General features: G+C 42.7%; 15 protein-coding genes. 9 read left to right on the top strand and 6 right to left on the bottom strand.

Annotated features, from left to right (window positions below; all coding sequences use genetic code 11):
* Positions 1-141 precede the first annotated feature (141 nt).
* Both CLV38_RS02160 and CLV38_RS02155 read left to right on the top strand, forming a co-directional pair.
* Complete coding sequence (locus CLV38_RS02160) at positions 142-1386, top strand: dicarboxylate/amino acid:cation symporter (RefSeq protein WP_106190921.1); 1245 nt, start codon at positions 142-144, stop codon at positions 1384-1386.
* A 341-nt stretch (positions 1387-1727) separates the two neighbouring features.
* Complete coding sequence (locus tag CLV38_RS02155) at positions 1728-2975, top strand: dicarboxylate/amino acid:cation symporter (protein ID WP_106190919.1); 1248 nt, start codon at positions 1728-1730, stop codon at positions 2973-2975.
* A 61-nt stretch (positions 2976-3036) separates the two neighbouring features.
* On the opposite strand, the gene CLV38_RS02150 is transcribed toward CLV38_RS02155, so the two are convergent.
* Together CLV38_RS02150 and CLV38_RS02145 are read right to left on the bottom strand one after the other, a co-directional pair.
* On the bottom strand, positions 3037-4326 hold the full coding sequence (locus CLV38_RS02150) for a flavin monoamine oxidase family protein (protein ID WP_106190917.1): 1290 nt from the start codon (positions 4324-4326) through the stop codon (positions 3037-3039).
* A 34-nt stretch (positions 4327-4360) separates the two neighbouring features.
* Positions 4361-7015 (bottom strand): cation-transporting P-type ATPase, encoded by a 2655-nt coding sequence (locus CLV38_RS02145; protein WP_106190914.1) that lies wholly within the window; start codon positions 7013-7015, stop codon positions 4361-4363.
* Positions 7016-7259: 244 nt separating this feature from the next.
* Here CLV38_RS02145 and CLV38_RS02140 point away from each other — a divergent pair, with 244 nt between their 5' ends.
* The 3 genes from CLV38_RS02140 to CLV38_RS02130 are packed head-to-tail and all read left to right on the top strand — an operon-like array spanning position 7260 to position 9825.
* The gene (locus tag CLV38_RS02140) at positions 7260-8057 is read left to right on the top strand and encodes an SDR family NAD(P)-dependent oxidoreductase (protein WP_106190912.1); all 798 of its coding nucleotides are present in this window, start codon (positions 7260-7262) and stop codon (positions 8055-8057) included.
* 25 nt (positions 8058-8082) lie between these two features.
* The gene (locus tag CLV38_RS02135; protein ID WP_245920515.1) at positions 8083-9291 is read left to right on the top strand and encodes an NAD(P)/FAD-dependent oxidoreductase; all 1209 of its coding nucleotides are present in this window, start codon (positions 8083-8085) and stop codon (positions 9289-9291) included.
* A gap of 27 nt (positions 9292-9318) precedes the next feature.
* Positions 9319-9825, top strand: coding sequence for a general stress protein (locus tag CLV38_RS02130; protein ID WP_106190909.1), 507 nt, complete (start codon positions 9319-9321; stop codon positions 9823-9825).
* Between the two features lie 93 nt (positions 9826-9918).
* Here CLV38_RS02130 and CLV38_RS02125 read toward each other — a convergent pair whose 3' ends face one another.
* A complete protein-coding gene (locus tag CLV38_RS02125) occupies positions 9919-11991 on the bottom strand; it encodes a heavy metal translocating P-type ATPase (protein WP_106190906.1) in 2073 nt (690 codons plus the stop codon).
* Positions 11992-12366: 375 nt separating this feature from the next.
* Positions 12367-16599 carry a 2-hydroxyacyl-CoA dehydratase gene (locus CLV38_RS02120; RefSeq protein ID WP_106190903.1) on the bottom strand — a complete coding sequence of 1411 codons (4233 nt, stop codon included), beginning with the start codon at positions 16597-16599 and terminating at the stop codon, positions 12367-12369.
* Between the two features lie 159 nt (positions 16600-16758).
* Here CLV38_RS02120 and CLV38_RS02115 point away from each other — a divergent pair, with 159 nt between their 5' ends.
* Positions 16759-17364, top strand: coding sequence for a TetR/AcrR family transcriptional regulator (locus CLV38_RS02115; RefSeq protein ID WP_106190900.1), 606 nt, complete (start codon positions 16759-16761; stop codon positions 17362-17364).
* A gap of 476 nt (positions 17365-17840) precedes the next feature.
* Here CLV38_RS02115 and CLV38_RS02110 read toward each other — a convergent pair whose 3' ends face one another.
* On the bottom strand, positions 17841-18635 hold the full coding sequence (locus CLV38_RS02110; protein WP_106190898.1) for a hypothetical protein: 795 nt from the start codon (positions 18633-18635) through the stop codon (positions 17841-17843).
* A 1-nt stretch (position 18636) separates the two neighbouring features.
* Positions 18637-19161 (bottom strand): RNA polymerase sigma factor, encoded by a 525-nt coding sequence (locus CLV38_RS02105; RefSeq protein WP_170068784.1) that lies wholly within the window; start codon positions 19159-19161, stop codon positions 18637-18639.
* Positions 19162-19363: 202 nt separating this feature from the next.
* On the opposite strand from CLV38_RS02105, the gene CLV38_RS02100 reads away from it, so the two are divergent.
* The 3 genes from CLV38_RS02100 (at position 19364) to CLV38_RS02090 (ending at position 21203) form a co-directional block, all read left to right on the top strand.
* Positions 19364-19894, top strand: coding sequence for a DUF2975 domain-containing protein (locus tag CLV38_RS02100; RefSeq protein ID WP_106190892.1), 531 nt, complete (start codon positions 19364-19366; stop codon positions 19892-19894).
* A gap of 14 nt (positions 19895-19908) precedes the next feature.
* Positions 19909-20121, top strand: a complete 213-nt coding sequence (locus CLV38_RS02095; RefSeq protein WP_106190889.1) for a helix-turn-helix domain-containing protein — start codon at positions 19909-19911, stop codon at positions 20119-20121.
* A 245-nt stretch (positions 20122-20366) separates the two neighbouring features.
* Positions 20367-21203 carry an HAD family hydrolase gene (locus CLV38_RS02090; protein WP_106190886.1) on the top strand — a complete coding sequence of 279 codons (837 nt, stop codon included), beginning with the start codon at positions 20367-20369 and terminating at the stop codon, positions 21201-21203.
* The last annotated feature ends 73 nt before the right edge of the window (positions 21204-21276 follow it).

Genomic DNA, 21276 nt, shown 5'->3' with positions numbered 1-21276 from the left:
GTATTTCACAATAGTATAGATGAATTCCTTCTATTTTATTACTAATTGTTTTTTAATGTAGTATAATGATTTGACCTACCTGAATAGGGAGGAAAAAACACGGTGTCCACACTGGACCACCATTCTCGGGGGAGAGTATTTATGAAAAAGTTAAGTGACATTAAGATTGGGCTGGTACCAAAGCTGCTCATAGCTATCGTACTCGGAGTACTGATAGGACAATTACCGTTTATACCAGATTTTTTACTGCGTATACCCGTAACCATTTCCAGCTTATTCAGCAGCCTGCTGGCGTTCATCATTCCACTAATGATTGTTGGGTATGTTGTTAAAGGAATTTCAGACCTGACACAAGGAGCAGGAAAACTATTAGGGTTAAATGCTGTCCTAGCTTATTCATCTACTTTGATTGGCGGATTTATTGCCTATATGGTTGCCTCCGCTGTATTTCCATTGTTTATCGATGCATCTGTCAGAGATACGGTTTCGACTGAGACGGCTGCATTGGAGCCTATATTCACATTACCGCTTGAGCCCTTATTCGGCGTCACATCTGCTATTATTTTTGCCTTCTTATTCGGCATTTATATCTCCTGGCTTCGTGAAGAAGGTAAAGGAGAAGTGATGTACGGCTTCTTCTCTGAATTCGGTGAAATCATCACCCTGATACTGAAAACAATTATTATACCCGGTTTGCCGATATACATTTTCGGGAATTTCCTGAACTTGAGTTATACAGGCACAGCATTCTCTTTATTGTCTGTATTCTGGCGTGTATTCCTGGTCGTTATTTCCCTCCAGCTGTTGCTGATTGTTATCATGTTTCTGATTGCCGGCTTCTACACTGGTAAAAGTCCACTATTTCTGTTGAAAAATCAGATTCCCGGCTACTTCACAGCTTTAGGTACACAATCATCTGCTGCCACTATTCCAGTGAATATGGAATGTGCAAAAAATAATGGTGTCTCTAAAGAAATCAGGGAATTTGTTATTCCTTTAAGTGCAACGATCCATTTGATGGGCAGTATCGTCACGATCGTCTCCTGTGTCACTGCTGTTCTGCTGATGTTTGACATGCCCCATGGATTTGGTATGATGTCAGGCTTTATTGCAACTCTGGGTGTTGCAATGGTCGCTGCACCCGGTGCACCAGGTGGCGCAATTATGAGTGCTCTGCCCTTTGTCTATATGGTAGGAATCGATCCGACAGGTACTTTGGGGAACTTGCTAATCACGCTCTATATCACTCAGGACAGTTTTGGTACAGCCGCTAATGTATCAGGTGACAACGCCCTAGCGCTGATCATAGACAAAGTCTACTCTTCGTATTTCCTGAAAGAGCCAGCACCCGATATTAAAGGAATTAAAGTTAAAGCAGCCGAGTGATCGATTACATCTCTATGCTGAAAATCCGAGCGGTTTGAGGCCGTCACCTCCAGTGATTCTCCTCGATCTGCTCAGATTTTCTCTCTTTTATGAAAGCGTTTTAATAAAACAGCTATATACATGATAAAATTTTCACTAACTCCTATTTGAATTATATTACTAATTATATTCTTCTATTGTATACTGATAGCAACAGCTTTTTTAATAGGAGGTGTCAGGAAGGTTCGTTAAGCAACAAACAAAATGTAAGGGATTGCATCAAGTCGGTTCGCAAAGGGGTAACCTATTTTCTGCACTAAGTTATGACTCACTATAAATAGAAGATATTGGAGGAGTTAGTATTGGAAACAAAGAAACCATTTAAGTTGGGGTTAGTCCCTAAATTGATTATTGCTATTATTCTGGGTGTCGCTGTCGGTCAGATGGCATTCATTCCAGATTTCATTCTTCGCATTCCCATCACGATTTCGAGCCTGTTCAGTAGTCTTTTAGCTTTTGTCATTCCACTTATGATCATTGGTTACGTCATTAAAGGCATTTCCGACATTACACAAGGCGCTGGTAAGTTGCTTGGCTTGAATGCGATTTTAGCCTATGGTTCAACCCTAGTTGCCGGATTTATTGCTTACCTGATCGCATCCACTGTATTCCCCCTGTTTATCGATGCATCTGTCAGGGATACAGTCCAGTCAGATACAGCAGCACTGGAGCCGATATTCACTTTACCGCTTGATCCTCTTTTAGGGGTAACCTCTGCTATCATATTCGCTTTCTTAATCGGCGTCTTTATTTCCTGGCTCAGATCTGAAGGTAAAGGTGATGTCATGTACGGCTTCTTTTCAGAATTCGGTGACATCATTACCATGATCCTGAAATCGATTATCATTCCAGGACTGCCGATCTATATCTTTGGTAATTTCCTGAACCTGAGCTACACAGGGACTGCATTTTCTTTATTGTCCGTATTCTGGAGAGTGTTCCTTGTTGTCATTGCCCTGCAGTTGCTCCTGGTCACCATGATGTTCCTTATGGCTGGATTCTACAGCGGGAAAAACCCGTTTGTATTGCTGAAACATCAGATTCCCGGCTACTTTACAGCCTTAGGCACACAGTCTTCTGCTGCAACAATTCCAGTCAATATGGAATGTGCCCGTAAGAATGGTGTCTCCAAAGAAATCAGAGAATTTGTTATCCCATTGAGTGCTACCATTCATTTGATGGGGAGTATCGTCACAATCACCTCTTGTGTGACCGCTGTTCTCCTCATGTTCGATATGCCCCATGGAATCGGAATGATGGCCGGATTCATCGCCACATTGGGCGTCGCTATGGTTGCTGCTCCCGGAGCACCGGGTGGAGCAATCATGAGTGCATTGCCATTTGTCTACCTTGTTGGGATCGATCCAACCGGCACATTAGGTAACCTGCTCATCACGCTTTACATCACTCAAGACAGCTTCGGTACTGCAGCCAATGTATCCGGTGATAATGCGATAGCGGTTGTCATCGACAAAGTTTATGCAACACATTTCCAGAAGGGTGCACCAGCAGTTGAGGAAACAATTATTGCAGACGTTCCTGAAATCTAACTGAATACAAAAAAACCAGACCTTCTTGAGCGCTCACTCAGGGGTCTGGTTTTTGCTGTAGTTATCTCTTCAAATCGTTTATCAATCGTTCAGAACTTTGCCTACCCGATCTTATCGCACCTTCCATAAAATACGGAAATTTCGGTGCGAGTTCTGTACTGGCAAAAACAACTTGCTCAAAGGGCTTGCCCAGGACTAATTCTGCATCTGAATTCCCGTCAGTGTGAACCATCGCGCCGTATCCTCCACCATAATAAGGAGAATCCACCCAGATGCTTTCTTCGACATCTTTATACTCTTCAGCAGTGTCACCAAACACTTCTGTTAAGCGGTCCAAAGCAAAATTTTCTCTTACCTGAGGCGGAACATTGACAAGATCTTTTGCTTTATCTCCGCCGATAAACATGGTCAGACGGTTCTCATCTTCCCCTTTAGAGGAATCCATGACATTGACTCCTTCATTGCCAACATAGATCACACCAAATACTTTCTTTTCTTTCCCGTTGACCTTATGGTGACTCCAGAAATTGTCTGCATAAACAAATGTCAATTTAATAACAGATCCGTCAAGGTAACTGTCCAGCGCTCTTCCAAAGTGGCTTTCCAGCTGATTATCGAGTTCAATGCGGGTGCCGACAGTTGGAGGAACGGCTAATACAACAGCTTTTGCAGTATATACATTATTGTTTTCCGTTCTGACTTCATACTTCCCACCAGATCTCATGACTGAAACTACTGGTTCACAGTAATGAATGGCTTCATCCAACTGTTTCTCAAGATGGGCAATTACATTATTTAAGGGACCGTTTGCCTGATACTTCAGTTCATTTTCGTGTGTCGTGATGCGACTGATCAGCTTGCCAGCAGATTTTGCATTGATATGTTCACTGTTGACGGTTGTCTCTGCCGCAATATAACTTTTCAGCATCCGCTTTTCCCACTTTGTATCAATCGACTGATCAAGGACTTCTGAGAGAGGCGCATCACTTGTAATAGACAGGTTGTCTAGCAGCTTCTCTCCTTCACTCTCTCTCAATTCAATGACCCGTTTGTTTTTTTCATTGATGACAATGGACTCTTCAGAAATATCGGTGTGTTCCAGTTCCATACCAGATTCCTTTATCAGTGAGACGATTCCAGTCATCTCACTATTAACAAACTGTGCCCCTTGTTCGTAGAATCGTTTGCCATCTTCAGAAATTTCAGTGTGTACTTTGCCTCCGGCACGTTCCGTCGCTTCCAGCACGACATAAGACAAGCCTTCGTCTTTTACTTTTAGAGCCGCAGATAACCCTGCAAGCCCCGCTCCAACAATCACCACATCAACTGGTTTGTTTTCTCTTGTACCCATATTCTTCCTCCTAACAATTTTCCCTTACTGCATGTCACTTCCGTTTTAAGACAGTACGTGTGATAAATTTTTCGATCTCTACAACTATAAATACAGTTACCCCTATTATAACAGGAAATATCCAGTATATCCCCTCAATTGGATAGAGTCCTAGAGCCTGAGAAAAAAAAGGGACATAGGTCACGACCAGCTGAAAGAACAGGAGTAAACCTGATACGATAAATGCCGCTTTATTTTCAAAAAAGTGCTTGTTTAAGCTGAAGTGCCGTTCATTTCTGACATTGAACAAGTGAAACAGTTGGGCAAAAACAATTGAATGCAGCGTCACAGTATTAACGTGTTCAATCGAATAACTGGCCAACAACTGACCGTTCATCCACATGATCAATCCTCCAATTAGGAGAGACACAAACACGATCCTGAAAATATAATAAGGACTCAATAATTTTTCGTTCGCTTTTCTAGGCGGCTTGTTCATCGCCCCGTCTTCCAGTGGTTCAAAAGCCAGCGCTAAAGTAACCGTTACAGCCGTAACCATATTCACGTACAGTATCTGAACAGGTGTCATAGGCATCTCCATGCCGATCAGCAAGGCAGCCATGACCAGAAAAGCTTCTGCACCATTGGTCGGGAGAATGAATAAGATAGTCTTCTTTAAATTATCATAGACCCGTCGCCCTTCTTTGACCGCATTGACAATCGTTGAAAAGTTATCATCGGCCAGTACCATTTCTGAAGCCTCTTTTGCTACTTCTGTTCCTTTGATGCCCATTGCGACTCCTATATCCGCTCGTTTAAGAGCTGGTGCATCATTGACTCCATCTCCTGTCATTGCACTGATGTGACCCCTTTCCTGCAGTGCTTCAACAAGTTGGAGTTTATTGTCAGGGCTTGTGCGTGCAAATACGTCTGATGTCATAGCGGCTTCTTTCAACTCAGCTCCGCTCATCGCATCCAGTTCGCGTCCTTCGATCACATCATCATGATCGGTGATCCTGAGTTGTTTAGCAATGGCCAATGCCGTTTCTTTATGATCTCCTGTGATCATCTTCACTTGTATCCCGGCCTGTCTGCAGGTTCTGACCGCTTCGATCACTTTTTCTCGAGGCGGATCGATGATACCTGTCAACCCAAGCATCGTCAGTCCCGACAAGACATCATCATGTTCGATTTCAGCTTTTTCCTGACTGACATCTTTAAATGCAGCCGCCAGCACACGTTCTCCTTTTCTGGACCGATTGATCATATGGTCTTCCCAGTACTGTCTTTCCTCTGAACCCTCATTTAAATCAGCCATTTCAAACAGCCGGTCTGGAGCTCCTTTAACAAAAATCGTTTTCTTACCCTTTATTTCAACTAATCCCGCCATGTATTTATATTCTGAATCAAACGGGATCTTCGACAAATTTTCCAGCCTGCTGATCGGTTTATCAGCTTTTTCAGCCAGGGTGATGAGACACCCTTCTGTCGGATCCCCTCTGACGATCCACTGGCCGTCCTTTTCCTGAATATCTGCTTCGTTGACGGTTCGCACGGCAGTCAGTAACTGGTGCAAGTCGTCGTGTTCCGAGACAGTTACTTCTTCATCATTATGCTGGATCGATCCTTCAGGAGCGTAGCCGGTTCCCGTTATGTTATAGCGGGCCTCTCTAGTGATCACAGACTTGACCGTCATTTCATTTTTGGTCAGTGTCCCAGTTTTATCTGTGCAGATGACAGTGACGGCTCCCAGCGTTTCCACTGACGGCAGTGTCCTCATGATGGCTTTCTTATCCGCCATCGTCTGCACGCCTAAAGCCAGGATGATGGTCAAAATAGCCGGCAGTCCTTCCGGAATAGCTGCAACAGTCAATCCGATCACTGACAGCAGCAGCTCCCCCCATTCATAATCATGTATGACTAGGCCAAAACCGAACAGTCCGGTCGCCAGCACTAGAATAACGATCGAGATTGTCTTGCCGAAAGTATCGATTTGTTTAAGGAGCGGTGTTTTTATATCTTCCACGTCACTTATCGACCGGTTGATCTGCCCCAGCTCTGTCTGTTCACCTGTTGCGATGACGATTCCTTTAGCCGAACCGGATGATACAGCAGTTCCGGAGAACAGAAGATTTGTCCGTTCTGCAAGAACCGTTTCTTCAGGCAATACTTCTGTCTGCTTTTCAACAGAGGTGGATTCGCCTGTCAGAGGAGACTCTTCTACATTTAAACGATCTGCCTGTACCAGTCGAATATCCGCCGGGACTTTGTCTCCCGCTTTAAGAAGAACGACATCACCTGGAACTAAATCTGCAGACTCGATGTCTTCCCTTTTTCCGTTCCTCAATACCGTTGCCTGAAGCGACAACATTTCTTTTATCCCTTCCAGTGCTTTCTCAGCTTTGTTTTCCTGAACATACCCGATCAGTGCATTGATCACTGCCACCAGCAGGATAACGACCGTATCCACATAATGGCCTAAAACCAATGTGACCACTGCCGCTGCCAGCAGGATGTAAATCAGAATATCATCGAAATGGCTGAAAAATTTAGCCAACTCCGATTTCTTTTCTTTTTCGGGCAACTGATTAGATCCATATTCTTGCAGTCTTTCATCAACTTCTTCTGTAGACAGGCCTTTGTTCAGATCTGTTTTCACTTCTCTGTTTACGTCTTCAACTGATACGTTAAACCATTTCTTTTCAGACATGATAACACCTTCCTGTTAATTCAGTATGGTTAAATCAGTGAATCTAAAACCGATGTTGTTTATTACAGAATACCATATCCATCACTTTTTCTCCTTTATCAAACGATGTTCTTTTTTGATAACTGACTGTAGGCGCTTCATAGTCAATGCTATTAATTGAAGTTTTTATTATGGAGGAGTAATCTTTATAGTAACTAGGTAATGATCAAAATCAGCTCATAGCAAACCAACAGGAGGAAATTAGATGGATTTAGGTATTAAAGGTAAAGTAGCGCTGATAACTGGAGCAGCCGCAGGAATTGGGAGAGAAACGGCCAAAGCACTGCTGGAAGAGGGCGTTACGCTCATTTTGACCGATATAAATGAAGAAGCATTGAAAGAAACGGTCCTTTCCCTGGACAACAGTGAGAAAATATACGCATTTACAGCAGATATTACCAGTGTGGAAGACTTGACTAAACTCCACGACTATATTAAAGAAGAGGTCGGTGAAATCGATATTCTGGTTCAGAATGCAGGAAAAGTTGGCCCTCAAGGTTTATTTCATGAAATCGATGATGAGGGGTGGGTCCAGACGATTGAAGAAGATTTGCTTGGACCAGTACGAGTCGTTAAAGAATTTCTACCCGATCTAAGAAACGGTGGATGGGGACGTATCGTGTTTGTCTCTTCTGAAAATGGCCTGCAGCCGTATAAAGACGAGCTGCCATATGACTGCTCCAAAGCAGCGATTCTAGCCTTCTCTAAAGGCCTCTCCCGTTCATATGCAACAGAAGGATTACTTGTCAACACTGTCTCCCCTGCGTTTATTGAAACACCGATGACGGACGGCATGATGGAAAAACGCTCTGAAGAACTGGGTGTGTCTTTTGAAGAAGCCATCGAATCGTTCCTGGATGAAGAGCGCCCGCATATTGAACTGAAAAGGCGTGGTAAAGTGGAGGAAGTCGCACCAGTCATTGCCTTTTTATGTTCAGATAAAGCGTCATTTATTAATGGATCTAACTACAGAGTCGATGCAGGATCAGTCGCAACGATATAAATAAACCTTAAAGGAGCATACAGATATGATGGAAGAAATAATTAAACACTATGATTATTTAATGGTTGGTGGCGGTATGGCCGCAGCCTATGCTGCAGAAGGCATTCGAGAAGTAGACAGCAGCGGAACGATTGGTCTGATCACGACTGATCGGGATGAACCTTACACACGTCCGGCTTTAACGAAAAAACTCTGGACAGACGAAGAGTTCACGGAAGATGAAGTGTCGTTAGAGACTTCTGAAAAAACTGGAGCAGATATTTTCCTCGAAGCTGAAGTCAAATCGATCGATACAGAGAATAAACTCGTTGAAACATCAGACGGCCGTCAATTCGGATATAAAAAGCTGCTGCTTTCAACTGGAGGCGAACCACAGCGAATCGAAGGTCCTGATGATGAACGCGTAGTCGCATTTCGTTCATGGAAAGACTACAGAGACCTTAGAGGTAAATATGCGGGAAAAGGAAAACATGTTTTAGTGGTAGGCGGAAGTTATATCGGAACCGAGCTGGCTGCAAATCTGGCACTCAATGATACGACAGTCACATTCATTTATCCGCAGGACCTGTTGAGCGGCAACCGATTCCCTGAAGAACTGGCTAAAGAATATGAGGAACGGTATAGGAGTAACGGTATTACGCTGATGAGCAGTACGCGCGCTGATTCTTACAGCATTGAAGATGATCAGGTCGTGTTGAAACTTGAGAATGGTGAAACTGTAACCGGCGATGCACTCGTTTTAGGTGTCGGCGTCAAGCCACGGCTGAGCCTGGCTGAAGAAGCAGGATTAGGGGTGGATGACGGTGTCACTGCAGATAAATATCTGAAGACATCTGATCCAGACATCTATGCGGCAGGCGACATCGTGTCCTACCCGGATCCGATACTGGGTCGGAACCGTATCGAACACGTAGACCATGCCCGCAAATCAGGAACCACTGCCGGAAAAAATATGGCAGGTGCTCAAGAACCCTATGACTACACACCTTACTTCTACTCAATGGTCTTCGACATATCATGGAAAGCAATCGGCACACTGGATCCGGAACTCGATTATTATATTGATGAAGTCGACGGCGGAAAAGTGGTCTATTATCTGAAAGACGATAAACCGGTCGGCATCATTACCTGGAATGTCGAACCCGATTTAGATGAAGTAAGAGCCGTTTTACAAAGTCCTCCCGCCTCTAGAGAAGGATTAAAAGGCTTGATCAGAGAAAAAGAAGAAGACTAAACTCTTTTAGTAAAGGAGATTGATAAAATGCCAACCTTTGCAGAAGGAAGTTATGACTCATTCGAACAAGTGATTCGTGCAGTGGATACACTAGTCATGCGCGGTCATGAAAAGGAAGATATGAAAATCGTCGTCGGTCAGTCGTCCGCTCTGGAGAAAATCAGCGACCCTTCAGGAATCAATGTGGTAGAGTACTCATCTGTATCCAGTAATGAAGAGTCCTCTGTACTGACTGAATATAAACAGCAGCTGAAACAAGGCGAGATTGTGTTACTTGTAAATGAAGCAGCAGATGAAGACAAAGAACAATCTGTAGATGCACAGCCTGACAAGGCTGACCGTGCAAACGAACGAAGTGCATCCGGGTCCATGACATCAACCGACAATTCTCAAGACGCAGAAATGATCGATGACCTGAAGAGCAGCGATACTGATGTTTCAGGCAACAGTAATAACGATGACTTAGGGGTTTCCAGTGATTTGAACGTGTCTACAGAAGATTCTGACGGAGGTCGACTAGACCGTTCGATTTAATAAAACAAATAATGAAAAGGAGACTGAATCAGAATATGATTCAGCCTCCTTTTTTATTTATCACAGGGATCAAAGTAATTCAGCTTAATTACTTCAATCATCTGCTCTATCCAGTTTCAAAAACATGGCATTGACAGCGACGATCACAGTTGAAAGTGACATTAAGACCGCTCCAACTGCAGGTGTGAGCGAAATGCCTATAGGTGTCAATATTCCGGCTGCAATCGGGATGGCAATAAAGTTATAGCCTGCTCCCCAGACCAGATTCTGTTTCATTTTCCGCGTAGTCTTCTCTGCAAGTTCAATAAAGGAGATAATGTCTCCGGGATCTGACTGAGTCAGGACGATATCTGCAGAATCCAATGCGACCTGTGTTCCTGCTCCGACAGCCACACCTACATCTGCGAGTGACAGGGATGGCGCATCGTTTACACCGTCTCCTACCATGATGACCGTCTTGTTCTGATTTTTCATTGATTCCACCAAGTCATATTTGTCCTGTGGAGACTGATTCGCTTTATACTCGATGCCTAATTCTTCCGCGACACCTTGAGCTGCTTTTTCATTGTCTCCAGTCGCCATAAGTGGTTGAATGCCTTTTGACTTAAGGACATCAATGAGCCTTTTGCTTGTCTGTTTAAGCTCATCTCCTAAAGAAACGGTACCGATCGCCCGTGCGTTCTCAGTCAACACACTGACTGTTGCCCCTTTAGGTATCTCAATATCAAGATCTTGTCCGTATGCTTTCTGACTGACCAGCTGGTATTTACGCCCGTTTGATTCGCCCTCGACTCCCGAACCTGATACTACTTCGATCGAATCAAATTCAGCTGGCTTTATCTCTTCTTGCTGTGCAAAACTAGTAATGGACTGGGCGATTGGATGACTTGATCCGCCTTCAATACCTGCCATTAACCCGATGATTTCTTCTTTTGAATAATCATCACTGAGCACATCAACGTTCAGTACTTTAAATTCTCCTGTTGTCAGGGTTCCTGTTTTATCTAGGATCATGATGTCTGACTTGACTGCAAGTTCCAGCGCTTCACGGTCTTTTACTAAGAGTCCACGGCTGGCTCCAAGGCTGGTGCTTCGTGCAATAACCAGCGGAATGGCTAATCCTAAAGCGTGTGGACAAGCGATTACCAAAGTGGTCACTGTGAATAGGACTGCTGTCTGTAAATCAACGATGGCCAACCAGATAATAAAAGCAATAAACGCAACCACTACTGCGATATAAAATAGTAACCCAGCTACTCTATGGGCAACATTTTCTGCTCGAGAGGGTTGATCCTGGGCCTGACCGATCAAAGTCTGAACTTGGGAAATAAAAGATTTGTCGCCCGTTTCCTTCACTTTTACGAATAATATCCCCTCACCATTTGTCGATCCTCCGATAGCCTCATCCCCCACCTTTTTTTCTGTAGGTTTGGATTCACCAGTCAGAAGTGCTTCGTTTACCCTTGAATTCCCTTTTTCTATAATACCATCTGCAGGAATATTCTCTCCAGCCTGTACACGAACGACATCTCCCACTTTCAAGTCAGAAACGGGACGTGTTTCGATCGAGTCATCTTCAAGCACCACATGTGCGTCCTTCGGCAACAATTCTGCCAATGATCGTTGGGCATCTCCCGCTTCTCCTACAGCTCTCATTTCAATCCAGTGTCCTAAAAGCATAATCAGAAGAAGTGAAGCAAATTCGAAGAAGAATTCCATGACATGCTGACCCGTAATGTAATGTGCAATGACTGCATACACACTGTAAAAATATGATACAGAAATCCCTAACGAGATAAGCGCCATCATGCCAGGTTCCTTTTTCCTGAATTCATCCACCGCTCCCTGATAAAATGGTCGGCCTCCATAAGCTAACAATATAGTCGACAATACCGCCACTAAAATATCAGAATATGGAAAAGTAAATTGCAGCGGCAATGTGATACCCATCATTGGTGACAGCAGAAGGATCACAATACCTAGAGGAAGAGATTTTAAAAATAGTTCCTTAAAATTTCCATGGTGATGATGCTCATGTCCGTTCCCTTCATGATCGTGTCCGTGGTGGTCATGATTCTCATTCTTCAATTGCTCTTCATGATGTGCGTGATGGATATGTTCACTATGCTCACTGTGCTGATTTTTATGGTCGTTTGTATGGTTCATTTTTATTCCTCCTTTTATTGTTTACATTTGTAATCGTAAGTATAACTATAAACTTTTTCCTTGTCAAACATTTCCCTTACTTTTTTATAGTTTTTTCGAAAAAAAAAGCGACTACCTATAAAACAGTTCCCTTGATTTAGAAATTGTCTCCAAATCACACAAGTGTCTGCTTATAGAAAGTCGTTTTTCACACGATTCATCCAGCTCTTTATTCATTCGGTACATTTTCCCGTGGACACCAATCGCTTTAAACTCATTATTTTTTTAATATTTGAGTCCACTACACTAGTTGATCCATTCCTTTTTCTTTATTGTATTACTTTCAGAGCAACGCAAAGAGCCACCTTAATGAAAGTGGCTCTTTATTCGACTCAATTATTTTGCTCCAGCCAGCATCAGTCGAATGCGGTTCAACTGGTTGACGATGGATAATCCCGGATCATAATCGACGGCTGTGATATTGGAATGCGGATACTGTCTGCGGAATTCTTTCAGCATCCCTTTTCCGACGATGTGATTCGGCAAACACCCGAACGGCTGCATGATCAGCACATTTGGCACATCATTTTCCAGAAACTGAACGATTTCACCTGTCAGATACCATCCTTCGCCTGTATGATTACCGATAGATGTTATAGCTTGGGCCCCATCAGCAATGTCATAAATCGAGTGGAATGGTGTAAACCGTTCGGACTCTTTCAGCTTCTGATTCATCGGTTTTTCGGCGATCTGAATGAGCTTGATCAGGAATTGAGATATGGATTTGCTCCATTTGGAAAACCCGAGCTCATCTGCCATATACTGTTTCGTGTAAAGATTGTAATTCATAAATCCGACAAGATCTGGAACAACTACTTCAGACCCTTCTTTTTCAAGCAGTCTGATTACATCATTATTCGCTGTCGGCGAGTACTTCACTAATATTTCCCCCACGATCCCTACTTTTGGTTTAGGCGTATCGACTATCTCGACCGCTTCAAAATCAGCGATGATCTGTTTCATATTCTTGTTAAATTCTCGCAGGCTACCGTTATGAACATTCGATTTCACTTTTTCTACCCAATACTGATGAAGGGCATCAACTGATCCTTCAACGACCTCATAAGGACGTGTGCGGTAAACGACTTTCTGGAACAGATCCCCATAAAGACTTCCAAGTGAAATCCGCATGATCAGAGGCAAGGTCAGTTTGAACCCTTCTTGTTTTTCTGTGCCTGTATTTCCGGCTGATATTGAAACGACTGGAATCTCCGGGAAGCCTGCATCACTTAATGCTTTTCTAAGCAAGGGAATGTAGTTGGTCGCTCGGCATCCACCACCCGTCTGCGTCATCATCACGGATGTATGGTCCAGATCATATTTCCCGCTCTTCAGTGCATCGACCAGTTGCCCGATCGTAATGATGGCCGGGAAGCAGGCATCGTTATTGACGTATTTCAATCCTTCATCAATTCCTTCTGCCCCAGTATCCTCGCTGATCTGGACAACATCGTATCCTGAGGCTCTGAACGCCTCGTCGATCAATCCAGTCTGGTGAATCGGCGACATCATGGGCAGTAAGAGTGTATGTTTTTTCTTCATTTCTTTTGTAAAGGTAATCGTCTCAGGTAAATCATATTTCTTCACCGGCTTGATATGCTGAAGATTCCTTTCCTTCATCGCAGCCTTAAGTGACCGTACTCGAATCCGAATGGCTCCCAGGTTAGATGTTTCATCGATTTTTAAAACAGTATGGATTTTCCCGTACTGTTCCAGAATGTCCTGAACCTGCTCAGTGGTCACAGCGTCCAGTCCGCAGCCGAAGGAATTGAGCTGGATCATTTCCAGATTCGAAAATTTCGTCACGACTCGTGCCGTCGCATATAGCCTTGAGTGATAGGACCACTGGTTCACCACTCGTAACTCTCCCACTTCATGCAGGTGGAACACGCTGTCTTCAGTCAGCACATGGAATCCTTCTTCAGACACCACATTAGCTATCCCGTGGTTGACTTCCGGATCCGTGTGATATGGACGACCGGATAAAACAATCCCCTGTTCGTTATGCATCTGCATATGCCTCAGCGCTTCTTCGCCCTTCATTTTCATCTTTTCCTTGAAAGCTTCCAACTCATTCATGCCTGAGTGATACGCATCTTTCACTTCTTCAAATGTAATGCCTCTATCTTTGAGAGTGTCAAATAGCGTATCGATCACATGCTCGTCGTTCAGCAGATTCAGATGCGGATGCAGATAATCGACTTTCCCGTCGCGAATGTCATCCACATTCACCGAAATCAAGTCGGGATAAGAAATAACAATTGGGCAGTTATACGAATTCACCGCTGTTTTCTCTTCCTTGCGCTGATAATTCACACACGGGAAGAATATCATATCCGCCTTTTTACGGATCAGCTGCTTGATGTGTCCATGTACCAGTTTAGCCGGGTAACAGACGGTATCATCCGGAATCGTATCGATGCCGTCTTCATATAGTTTCTGATTGGAACGCCCGGATAACTGGACACTGAATCCCAGCTGATTGAAAAATGTAAACCACAGTGGGTAATCCTCATACATATTGAGTACTCTCGGAATCCCGACTGTTCCTCTAGGCGCCTCTTTTTTCTTCAGCGGCTTGTAATCGAACAGGCGCTGATACTTAAACTCATATAAATTGATGCGCTCTTTTTTCTCTCGTCCCTTGAGATGCATATCCGCCCCTTTTTCGCAGCGGTTTCCCGTCACGAACCGACGTCCATCTTTAAAAATCGTCATGGTCAGAGCACATTTGTCCTCGCATAACGTGCACCGCGTGAATTTCTTTTCAGCTGTGAACTCTTCAAGATCTTTTATTGATAAAAGTGTCGAGTTATCACCTGCAGAGTAGTTTTCCAGAGCTATCAATGCACAGCCGTAAGCACCCATCAGACCGGCTAAATTGGGTCGTATCACTTCACGATTTGAGATTTTTTCAAACGACCGCAGCACTGATTCATTGTTGAATGTTCCACCCTGACAGACGATTTTATCCCCCAGCTGTTTCGGATCTTTTATTTTAATGACTTTGAACAAGGCGTTTTTGATGACAGACATGGACAGCCCGGCAGACAAATCTGCTACACTCGCGCCTTCTTTTTGCATCTGTCTGACTTTTGAATTCATAAACACAGTACATCTGGATCCCAAGTCCACAGGGTCTCTGGACGTCAAAGCAGCATCCGCAAAATCATAAACATTATAATTTAAAGACTTTGCCAGAGTTTCAATAAACGACCCGCACCCGCTCGAGCACGCTTCATTCAGCTTTATCGAGGACAGTACGCCATCTTTGACGGTCATAGCCTTCATGTCCTGGCCACCAATGTCTAAAATAAAATCGACGCCTGGCTGGAACCGTTCGGCTGCTTTGTAGTGACAGATCGTTTCCACTTCTCCCTGATCCACCTGCAGTGCATTTTTGATCAGAGCCTCTCCGTATCCAGTGGTAACCGTTCGCCCGATATAGACATCTTCCGGCATTTCACTGTATAGCTCTTTTAAAATACTGATCGTCTTGTTTAACGGATCCCCGTCGTTTGAATCATAATATTTCCAGAGGACATCTCCTTCCGGATTAATCAGTGTCACCTTAGTGGTAGTCGACCCTGCATCGATCCCCAGAAAAGCCACACCACTGTAACCACTTAATGGCTGCTCATCGATTTTTGCCGCAGCATGACGGGCTCTGAATTCATCTAATTCTTCATCATATTTGAAAAGCGGGGAGAGCCGAACTGACGGATTGAGGTTCATTGCGTTTTTTTCAGTCATTCGCTTGTATAGTTCATTAAATGAGGTAGGGGTCGTTTCTCGGGCATCAAATGCAGCTCCCATTGCCACAAAAAGTTGAGGGTCTTCAGGAAACAACGCATCGTCTGCTTTTACTTTTAATGTTTCAATAAACCGCTGGCGCAGCTCACTCAGGAAAAACAGCGGTCCTCCCAGAAAAGCGACCTTCCCTTTGATCTTGCGCCCGGAAGCCAGTCCCGCAATCGTCTGATTTACGACTGCCTGAAAAATCGATGCCGCAATATCTTCCCGTGCAACCCCGTCATTAATCAGTGGCTGTACATCTGTTTTGGCAAAGACCCCACACCTTGAAGCGATCGGGTATAGTTTCTTATACGATTTTGCCAGCTCATTCAGTCCGCTGGCATCTGTTTTCAAGAGGCAGGCCATCTGATCAATAAATGCGCCCGTCCCTCCAGCACAACTCCCATTCATCCGCTGTTCCATAGACTGACCGAAAAATGTGATTTTCGCATCTTCTCCACCCAGCTCAATTGCCACATCCGTTTCCGGAATCAGCTGCTCGACTGTTTTGGAACAGGCAATAACTTCCTGAATGAAGGCTATATCCAGCGCTTCTGCAATACCTATTCCACCTGACCCCGTGATTTTCATATATAAGGGCGAGTTGTGAAACTTAGAACTAGCTTCATTAATCAATTGCTTGACTGCCTGTTTGATATCTGAAAAATGACGTTCGTATTTTTTGAATAATACAGTATTGGAATCATCCAGTACGATCAGTTTTATCGTTGTTGATCCAACATCTATCCCCGCATATAACTGTTTCTCCTTCATATTATTTCTCCCCTTCAATCATCCCTGACCCTTTACTTAAACCGCTTACTTTTACTTTGATTAAAGTATAAAAGCTTGTTATACTATTAACAATCACTAAAACAAGTCAAATGTCGGATAACCAACAACTATCGGAAATTGTCGGATGGGAGGCAAACCATGTCTAAAAAACCGGACTTGCGTGTATTCAAAACACATCGTGCGATTTACTCTGCTTTTTTCACTCTGCTTAATCAAAAAGATTACACTGAAATAACCATTCAGGATATCGCAGACGAGGCTCTGATCAATCGATCGACTTTCTACGCTTATTTTCAGGATAAAGATGATCTGGTCGAACAAATTATTGAAAAGAAACTGGACTCGATCCGTAAGGTAATGGAAATATCCTTACTTAACAAACGAAATGAAGTAAAACTGATGCATATTCAGCTCGTTCTCACCCAACTTCTGAAACAGATAAAAGAGGACAAAGACACGTATGTCCTCATCCTCTCAATTATTGATAAACATATTCTCACAGATAAATTCAAAAAAATCGTCACTGATGCCTACCAAGACATCTTGAAGAATCTGCGCATCATGGAATCCGATATGGAAGTTCCCGTTGAGCTCATCATCGATTACAGTCTGGGCATTCTGTTCATGACCGTCAACTGGTGGCTGAAAAACGATTGTGAGTACCCGGAAGATCAGCTCGCTAAGCTTATTATGAAGCTAGTAGGAAATGCAAACCTGACTATCCTTGGGATATCAGTTATTTGATCAATTAAGCATTCTTTTACGCCAGTCAGATGATTTCTTACACTGACTGTCCACTACTTCAGTCTCTTTTTGACACTCACTCAGTATTTCTAGCAGAACATCGATAACTTCTCCTATCTTCGTTACACTCAGTGGGATTCACCTACTCACTGTCTACTAATCCAACATCTTGTGAACACTCTTAAAGAAAACCTAGTTGAGCTTACACAACCTGGGGTTACTTCTTTACACTCATCTTGATTTACTTGCTAACTATTCACTAGTTCACTATTTTGTTGACACTCAGATAAGTAAAAAACTGCACTGTCGATAAATCAGAACTGCCATGTTCTAAAAATACGACTTCAACACCAGAAGCGCTCTTCACACTGAGAATACTCGCCACGGACGAGTATTCTCGACTCAATATATATGGAAAACCAGCTGCCCGAGCAGCTGGTTTACTTATAGTCCAAAGATAACCGTTTAAGTTATTTCTACTTGTTTGATACTGTTTTTTTCATAATTTTCTGAAATAGTTTATCATCCGGCTCGATCGAACTTTCTTTGACTGCATCTTCTATTTCATTTTTACTTAACTGTCTGGATTCTGTGATAACTTCTCCGCCTGCTGATTTTCTGGAAAAAATAACCCCTCTACTCTTTAACAACCAGACTGCAAAAACACTCGCAAGGCCAATAAGCATCAAATAGATCCATTGATTACTATTCGGCATTGGATCTGACTCTTCTGCATCCATTGTAGTGACAGGTTGTCCCTCGGCTTCGATATGAACTCTGTCACCATATTCCGCTTCCAGTTGGTCAGCGTATTCGTCAGCAAATTCCGGCTCTACACCAACAGTCACGCGAATTTCATTACCACTTTCTCCAAAACCCGTGACTTCTCCGTCAACTACTCTAAATCCCATTCCAGCAGAATAGACAGGTGTTTCGTCATCCCGTACAAGTTCACCGACTTCCCCATGAACTGCCAATAACTCATTATAAGAATAAGTCGCTTCTTCAAAAGCAACATTATCTGATTCTGGTATCTGAGATAGGATTTCATCCTGGGCTACATCATCATTCTCAACTAATCCTATTATAAAGGTTTCCTGATCCTCATGCATAACCACGTACCCTACATTATCAGGATACCCATTCGTTTCCCAATTATTATAAAGCCCTTCGACCGTTCCATCATTTTCTTCAGTCTCATTCGCATAGACAGTCCCTGAGCCAGCAAATGCGATTAACAACGCAACCAATACAACACTTAATTTTTTCATTCTATTGTGCACCTCCAGATAAAACTTTTTGCATCTCGGTGATTGCTTTTCGATATCTCCACAAAACGGTTCCTAAAGGCTCGTCCATTATTCTGGCAATATCTTTAAATTTGAGCTCGGCATTCAAATGAAGTGTGACGATTTCACGTTCATTTTCATTCAATTCTTTTAATGCTGATTCGATATCTACTCTTGTACTGACCGACTTTTCCAGTGAAAAAGGGGGAGATTCTGTTTCTTCAGAAAGATACTCAGTTTCCTTTATCTTTCTTTTGTAATCAATGGCAAGGTTACGCGACACTTGGAAGATCCATGCACGAGATTTTTTCACTTTCGAGGGAGGCGGTGTTTGGGATATTTTCAAAAATACCTCCTGCATGACATCCTCAGCCATTGCCTGATCATATAAAACACGATAAATAATAGTATAAACCGGTGTTTTCAGCTGTTCATATATAATACGAAAGGCCTCTTCATTTCCTCTTCGATATTTTTCCAATTGAACGTTCAATTCATTATTGTCCACCGTTTCTCCTCCCTTCACTTACTATGACGTATTGTAACAGTATTTTATTGGTGGAAAGGTTCTTTTATATATAAAAAATTTCTATTTACACATTCTAACAATAACTCTGTTCGATAATGAATTAACGATAAACGATAATTAATTATTGCATATAATTAATTTTTATAATAAACTAGTAATAACAAATAAAGGAGTGGTATAAATGAACGTTGATCGTTTTAGAAAAGTCTGCAGCACTGCCTCTGTTTTGTTAAAAATAGTAACTGTCATTTCTGTACTATTCCTGTTATCTGCACTTTATGGTGTTTTCACTGGTCAGGACGTCTGGTTTGAATACAACATGCCCGACTTTCCTATTATCAACTCCGTAAGGGGATTTACGCACGAAGCTGATATGCAGCTGGCCGCTTTGATCGTTAGTCCTGTTTTAGTTTTAATCGCCTGCTATATTTTCTGGAAAGGAAGTCAACTATTTAAATATTTGGCAGATGGACACACGCCTTTTTCATATGACTTTGCTGAAACAGTCAAGAAACTAAGCTTAGTTCTGATTGTAACAGATGTTGTCTCTCCTTTGTTCTATTCTTTATTGGTCACCCTTATTATGGAAGGCGAATACTATTACATTATCGGAGTCGGTTCAAGTTTTATGCTCGGTCTGATTTTATATGCAGTGTCAGAAATTTTCAAATATGGGGTCGAACTGCAGACTCTGTCGGATGAAACCGTTTAAAGGAGGGCTTATTAATGGCTATTGTTGTAAGACTCGACCGAGTCATGGCAGATCGAAAAGTCCTTCTTAAAGATCTCGCTGACGAAGTCGGAATATCCAATGTGAATTTATCAAAACTCAAAACTGGAAAAGCTGCGGCTATTCGCTTTTCTACCCTGGAAGCCATATGTAGAGCCCTAAATTGCCAGCCAGGCGATATATTGGAATATGTGAGTGACGAAAGCTAAACTTGTCCAGCCTTGTCACCGCTACTTGCTTAAACAGATAGATTAAAGACCTTGTATTGTGTATACTATAGTTAAATATGGATTGTGACTAGTACGACTAGGCAAAACCTGAATAACTAATGGAAAGTGACCACTGTCATTTTCGATTAGCTGTTCAGGTTTTTATTTTTCAACCGGCAATGGTATTTGGAAATAGTCTATCTTCGTCAGTCACTTAAATAAAACCATAAGGAGGATTTAAATAAATGGATACTCATTATATCTTTTTAGATGTGGATGGAACATTAGTTACTTATGAAAATGAACTGCCAGTCAGTGCGGTAAAAGCAATTAAACAAGCTCAAAAAAATGGACATAAAGTCTATACAGTAACTGGACGAAGTAAAGCCGAAATGTATGAAGAGATTCTGTCGATCGGTTTTGACGGGTATATTGGTGGAAATGGAAGCTATATTGAAAGTGACGATAAAGTTGTTTCTGAAAGAACACTGACTTATGACGACTGCAGGAAAGTCGTTGACTGGCTGAACGAAAAAGAACTGGAATTTTATCTGGAAAGTAATGATGGACTTTATGGAAGTAAACACTTTGCTGAAAAAGCGGAAAAAACGATTCAAATCTATGCTCCACGCAAAGGAAATACCGATTCCGATATGATCACTGTAAAAGATGCTTTCCCAGATATGATTTTTTCAGATGAACTGTATCGGGATAAAATAAATAAAATCAGTTTCTTATTAAATAACCATGATGATTATCTGGAAGCCAGAGAAATGTTTAGTGAATTTAAAGTAGGAACTTGGGGCGGCGCTGGTGAAACAGCACTTTTTGGCGATGTCGCATTGAGCAATATCGACAAAAGTACTGCAATCAGTCTTCTGATGAAGCACATAAACGAAACAGGCAGCAAAACGATCGCTTTTGGAGATGCCAAGGTAGACATTCCAATGCTAGACCATTGCCAAATAGGAGTCGCCATGGGGAATGGCGGGCCGGAAATCAGAGAAATGGCTGATTATATTACCGATGATGTAACTGAAGACGGTCTATATAATGCGTTTAAGCATTTTGGGCTCATTTAATGATCACTGCATGACTAGTCATGTGTCCATCGAAATAACACCTGAGAATGCAGTCAAGACTGTCGTATTTCTC

Source organism: Alkalibacterium olivapovliticus (assembly GCF_003003275.1).
In the GTDB taxonomy this organism is placed as follows: Bacteria; Bacillota; Bacilli; order Lactobacillales; family Carnobacteriaceae_A; genus Alkalibacterium; species Alkalibacterium olivapovliticum.
The sequence above is the reverse complement of the archived record's forward strand: the minus strand, read 5'-3'. Positions and strand labels throughout refer to the sequence as shown.

Bases quoted from the DNA above. Each gene is read 5' to 3' on its own strand.
- CLV38_RS02090 (WP_106190886.1), top strand. From the start codon at position 20,367: ATGGATACTCATTATATCTTTTTAGATGTGGATGGAACATTAGTTACT.
- CLV38_RS02145 (WP_106190914.1), bottom strand. From the start codon at position 7,015: ATGTCTGAAAAGAAATGGTTTAACGTATCAGTTGAAGACGTAAACAGA.
- CLV38_RS02115 (WP_106190900.1), top strand. From the start codon at position 16,759: ATGTCTAAAAAACCGGACTTGCGTGTATTCAAAACACATCGTGCGATT.
- CLV38_RS02160 (WP_106190921.1), top strand. From the start codon at position 142: ATGAAAAAGTTAAGTGACATTAAGATTGGGCTGGTACCAAAGCTGCTC.
- CLV38_RS02100 (WP_106190892.1), top strand. From the start codon at position 19,364: ATGAACGTTGATCGTTTTAGAAAAGTCTGCAGCACTGCCTCTGTTTTG.
- CLV38_RS02120 (WP_106190903.1), bottom strand. From the start codon at position 16,599: ATGAAGGAGAAACAGTTATATGCGGGGATAGATGTTGGATCAACAACG.
- CLV38_RS02140 (WP_106190912.1), top strand. From the start codon at position 7,260: ATGGATTTAGGTATTAAAGGTAAAGTAGCGCTGATAACTGGAGCAGCC.
- CLV38_RS02110 (WP_106190898.1), bottom strand. From the start codon at position 18,635: ATGAAAAAATTAAGTGTTGTATTGGTTGCGTTGTTAATCGCATTTGCT.
- CLV38_RS02150 (WP_106190917.1), bottom strand. From the start codon at position 4,326: ATGGGTACAAGAGAAAACAAACCAGTTGATGTGGTGATTGTTGGAGCG.
- CLV38_RS02095 (WP_106190889.1), top strand. From the start codon at position 19,909: ATGGCTATTGTTGTAAGACTCGACCGAGTCATGGCAGATCGAAAAGTC.
- CLV38_RS02135 (WP_245920515.1), top strand. From the start codon at position 8,083: ATGATGGAAGAAATAATTAAACACTATGATTATTTAATGGTTGGTGGC.
- CLV38_RS02125 (WP_106190906.1), bottom strand. From the start codon at position 11,991: ATGAACCATACAAACGACCATAAAAATCAGCACAGTGAGCATAGTGAA.
- CLV38_RS02130 (WP_106190909.1), top strand. From the start codon at position 9,319: ATGCCAACCTTTGCAGAAGGAAGTTATGACTCATTCGAACAAGTGATT.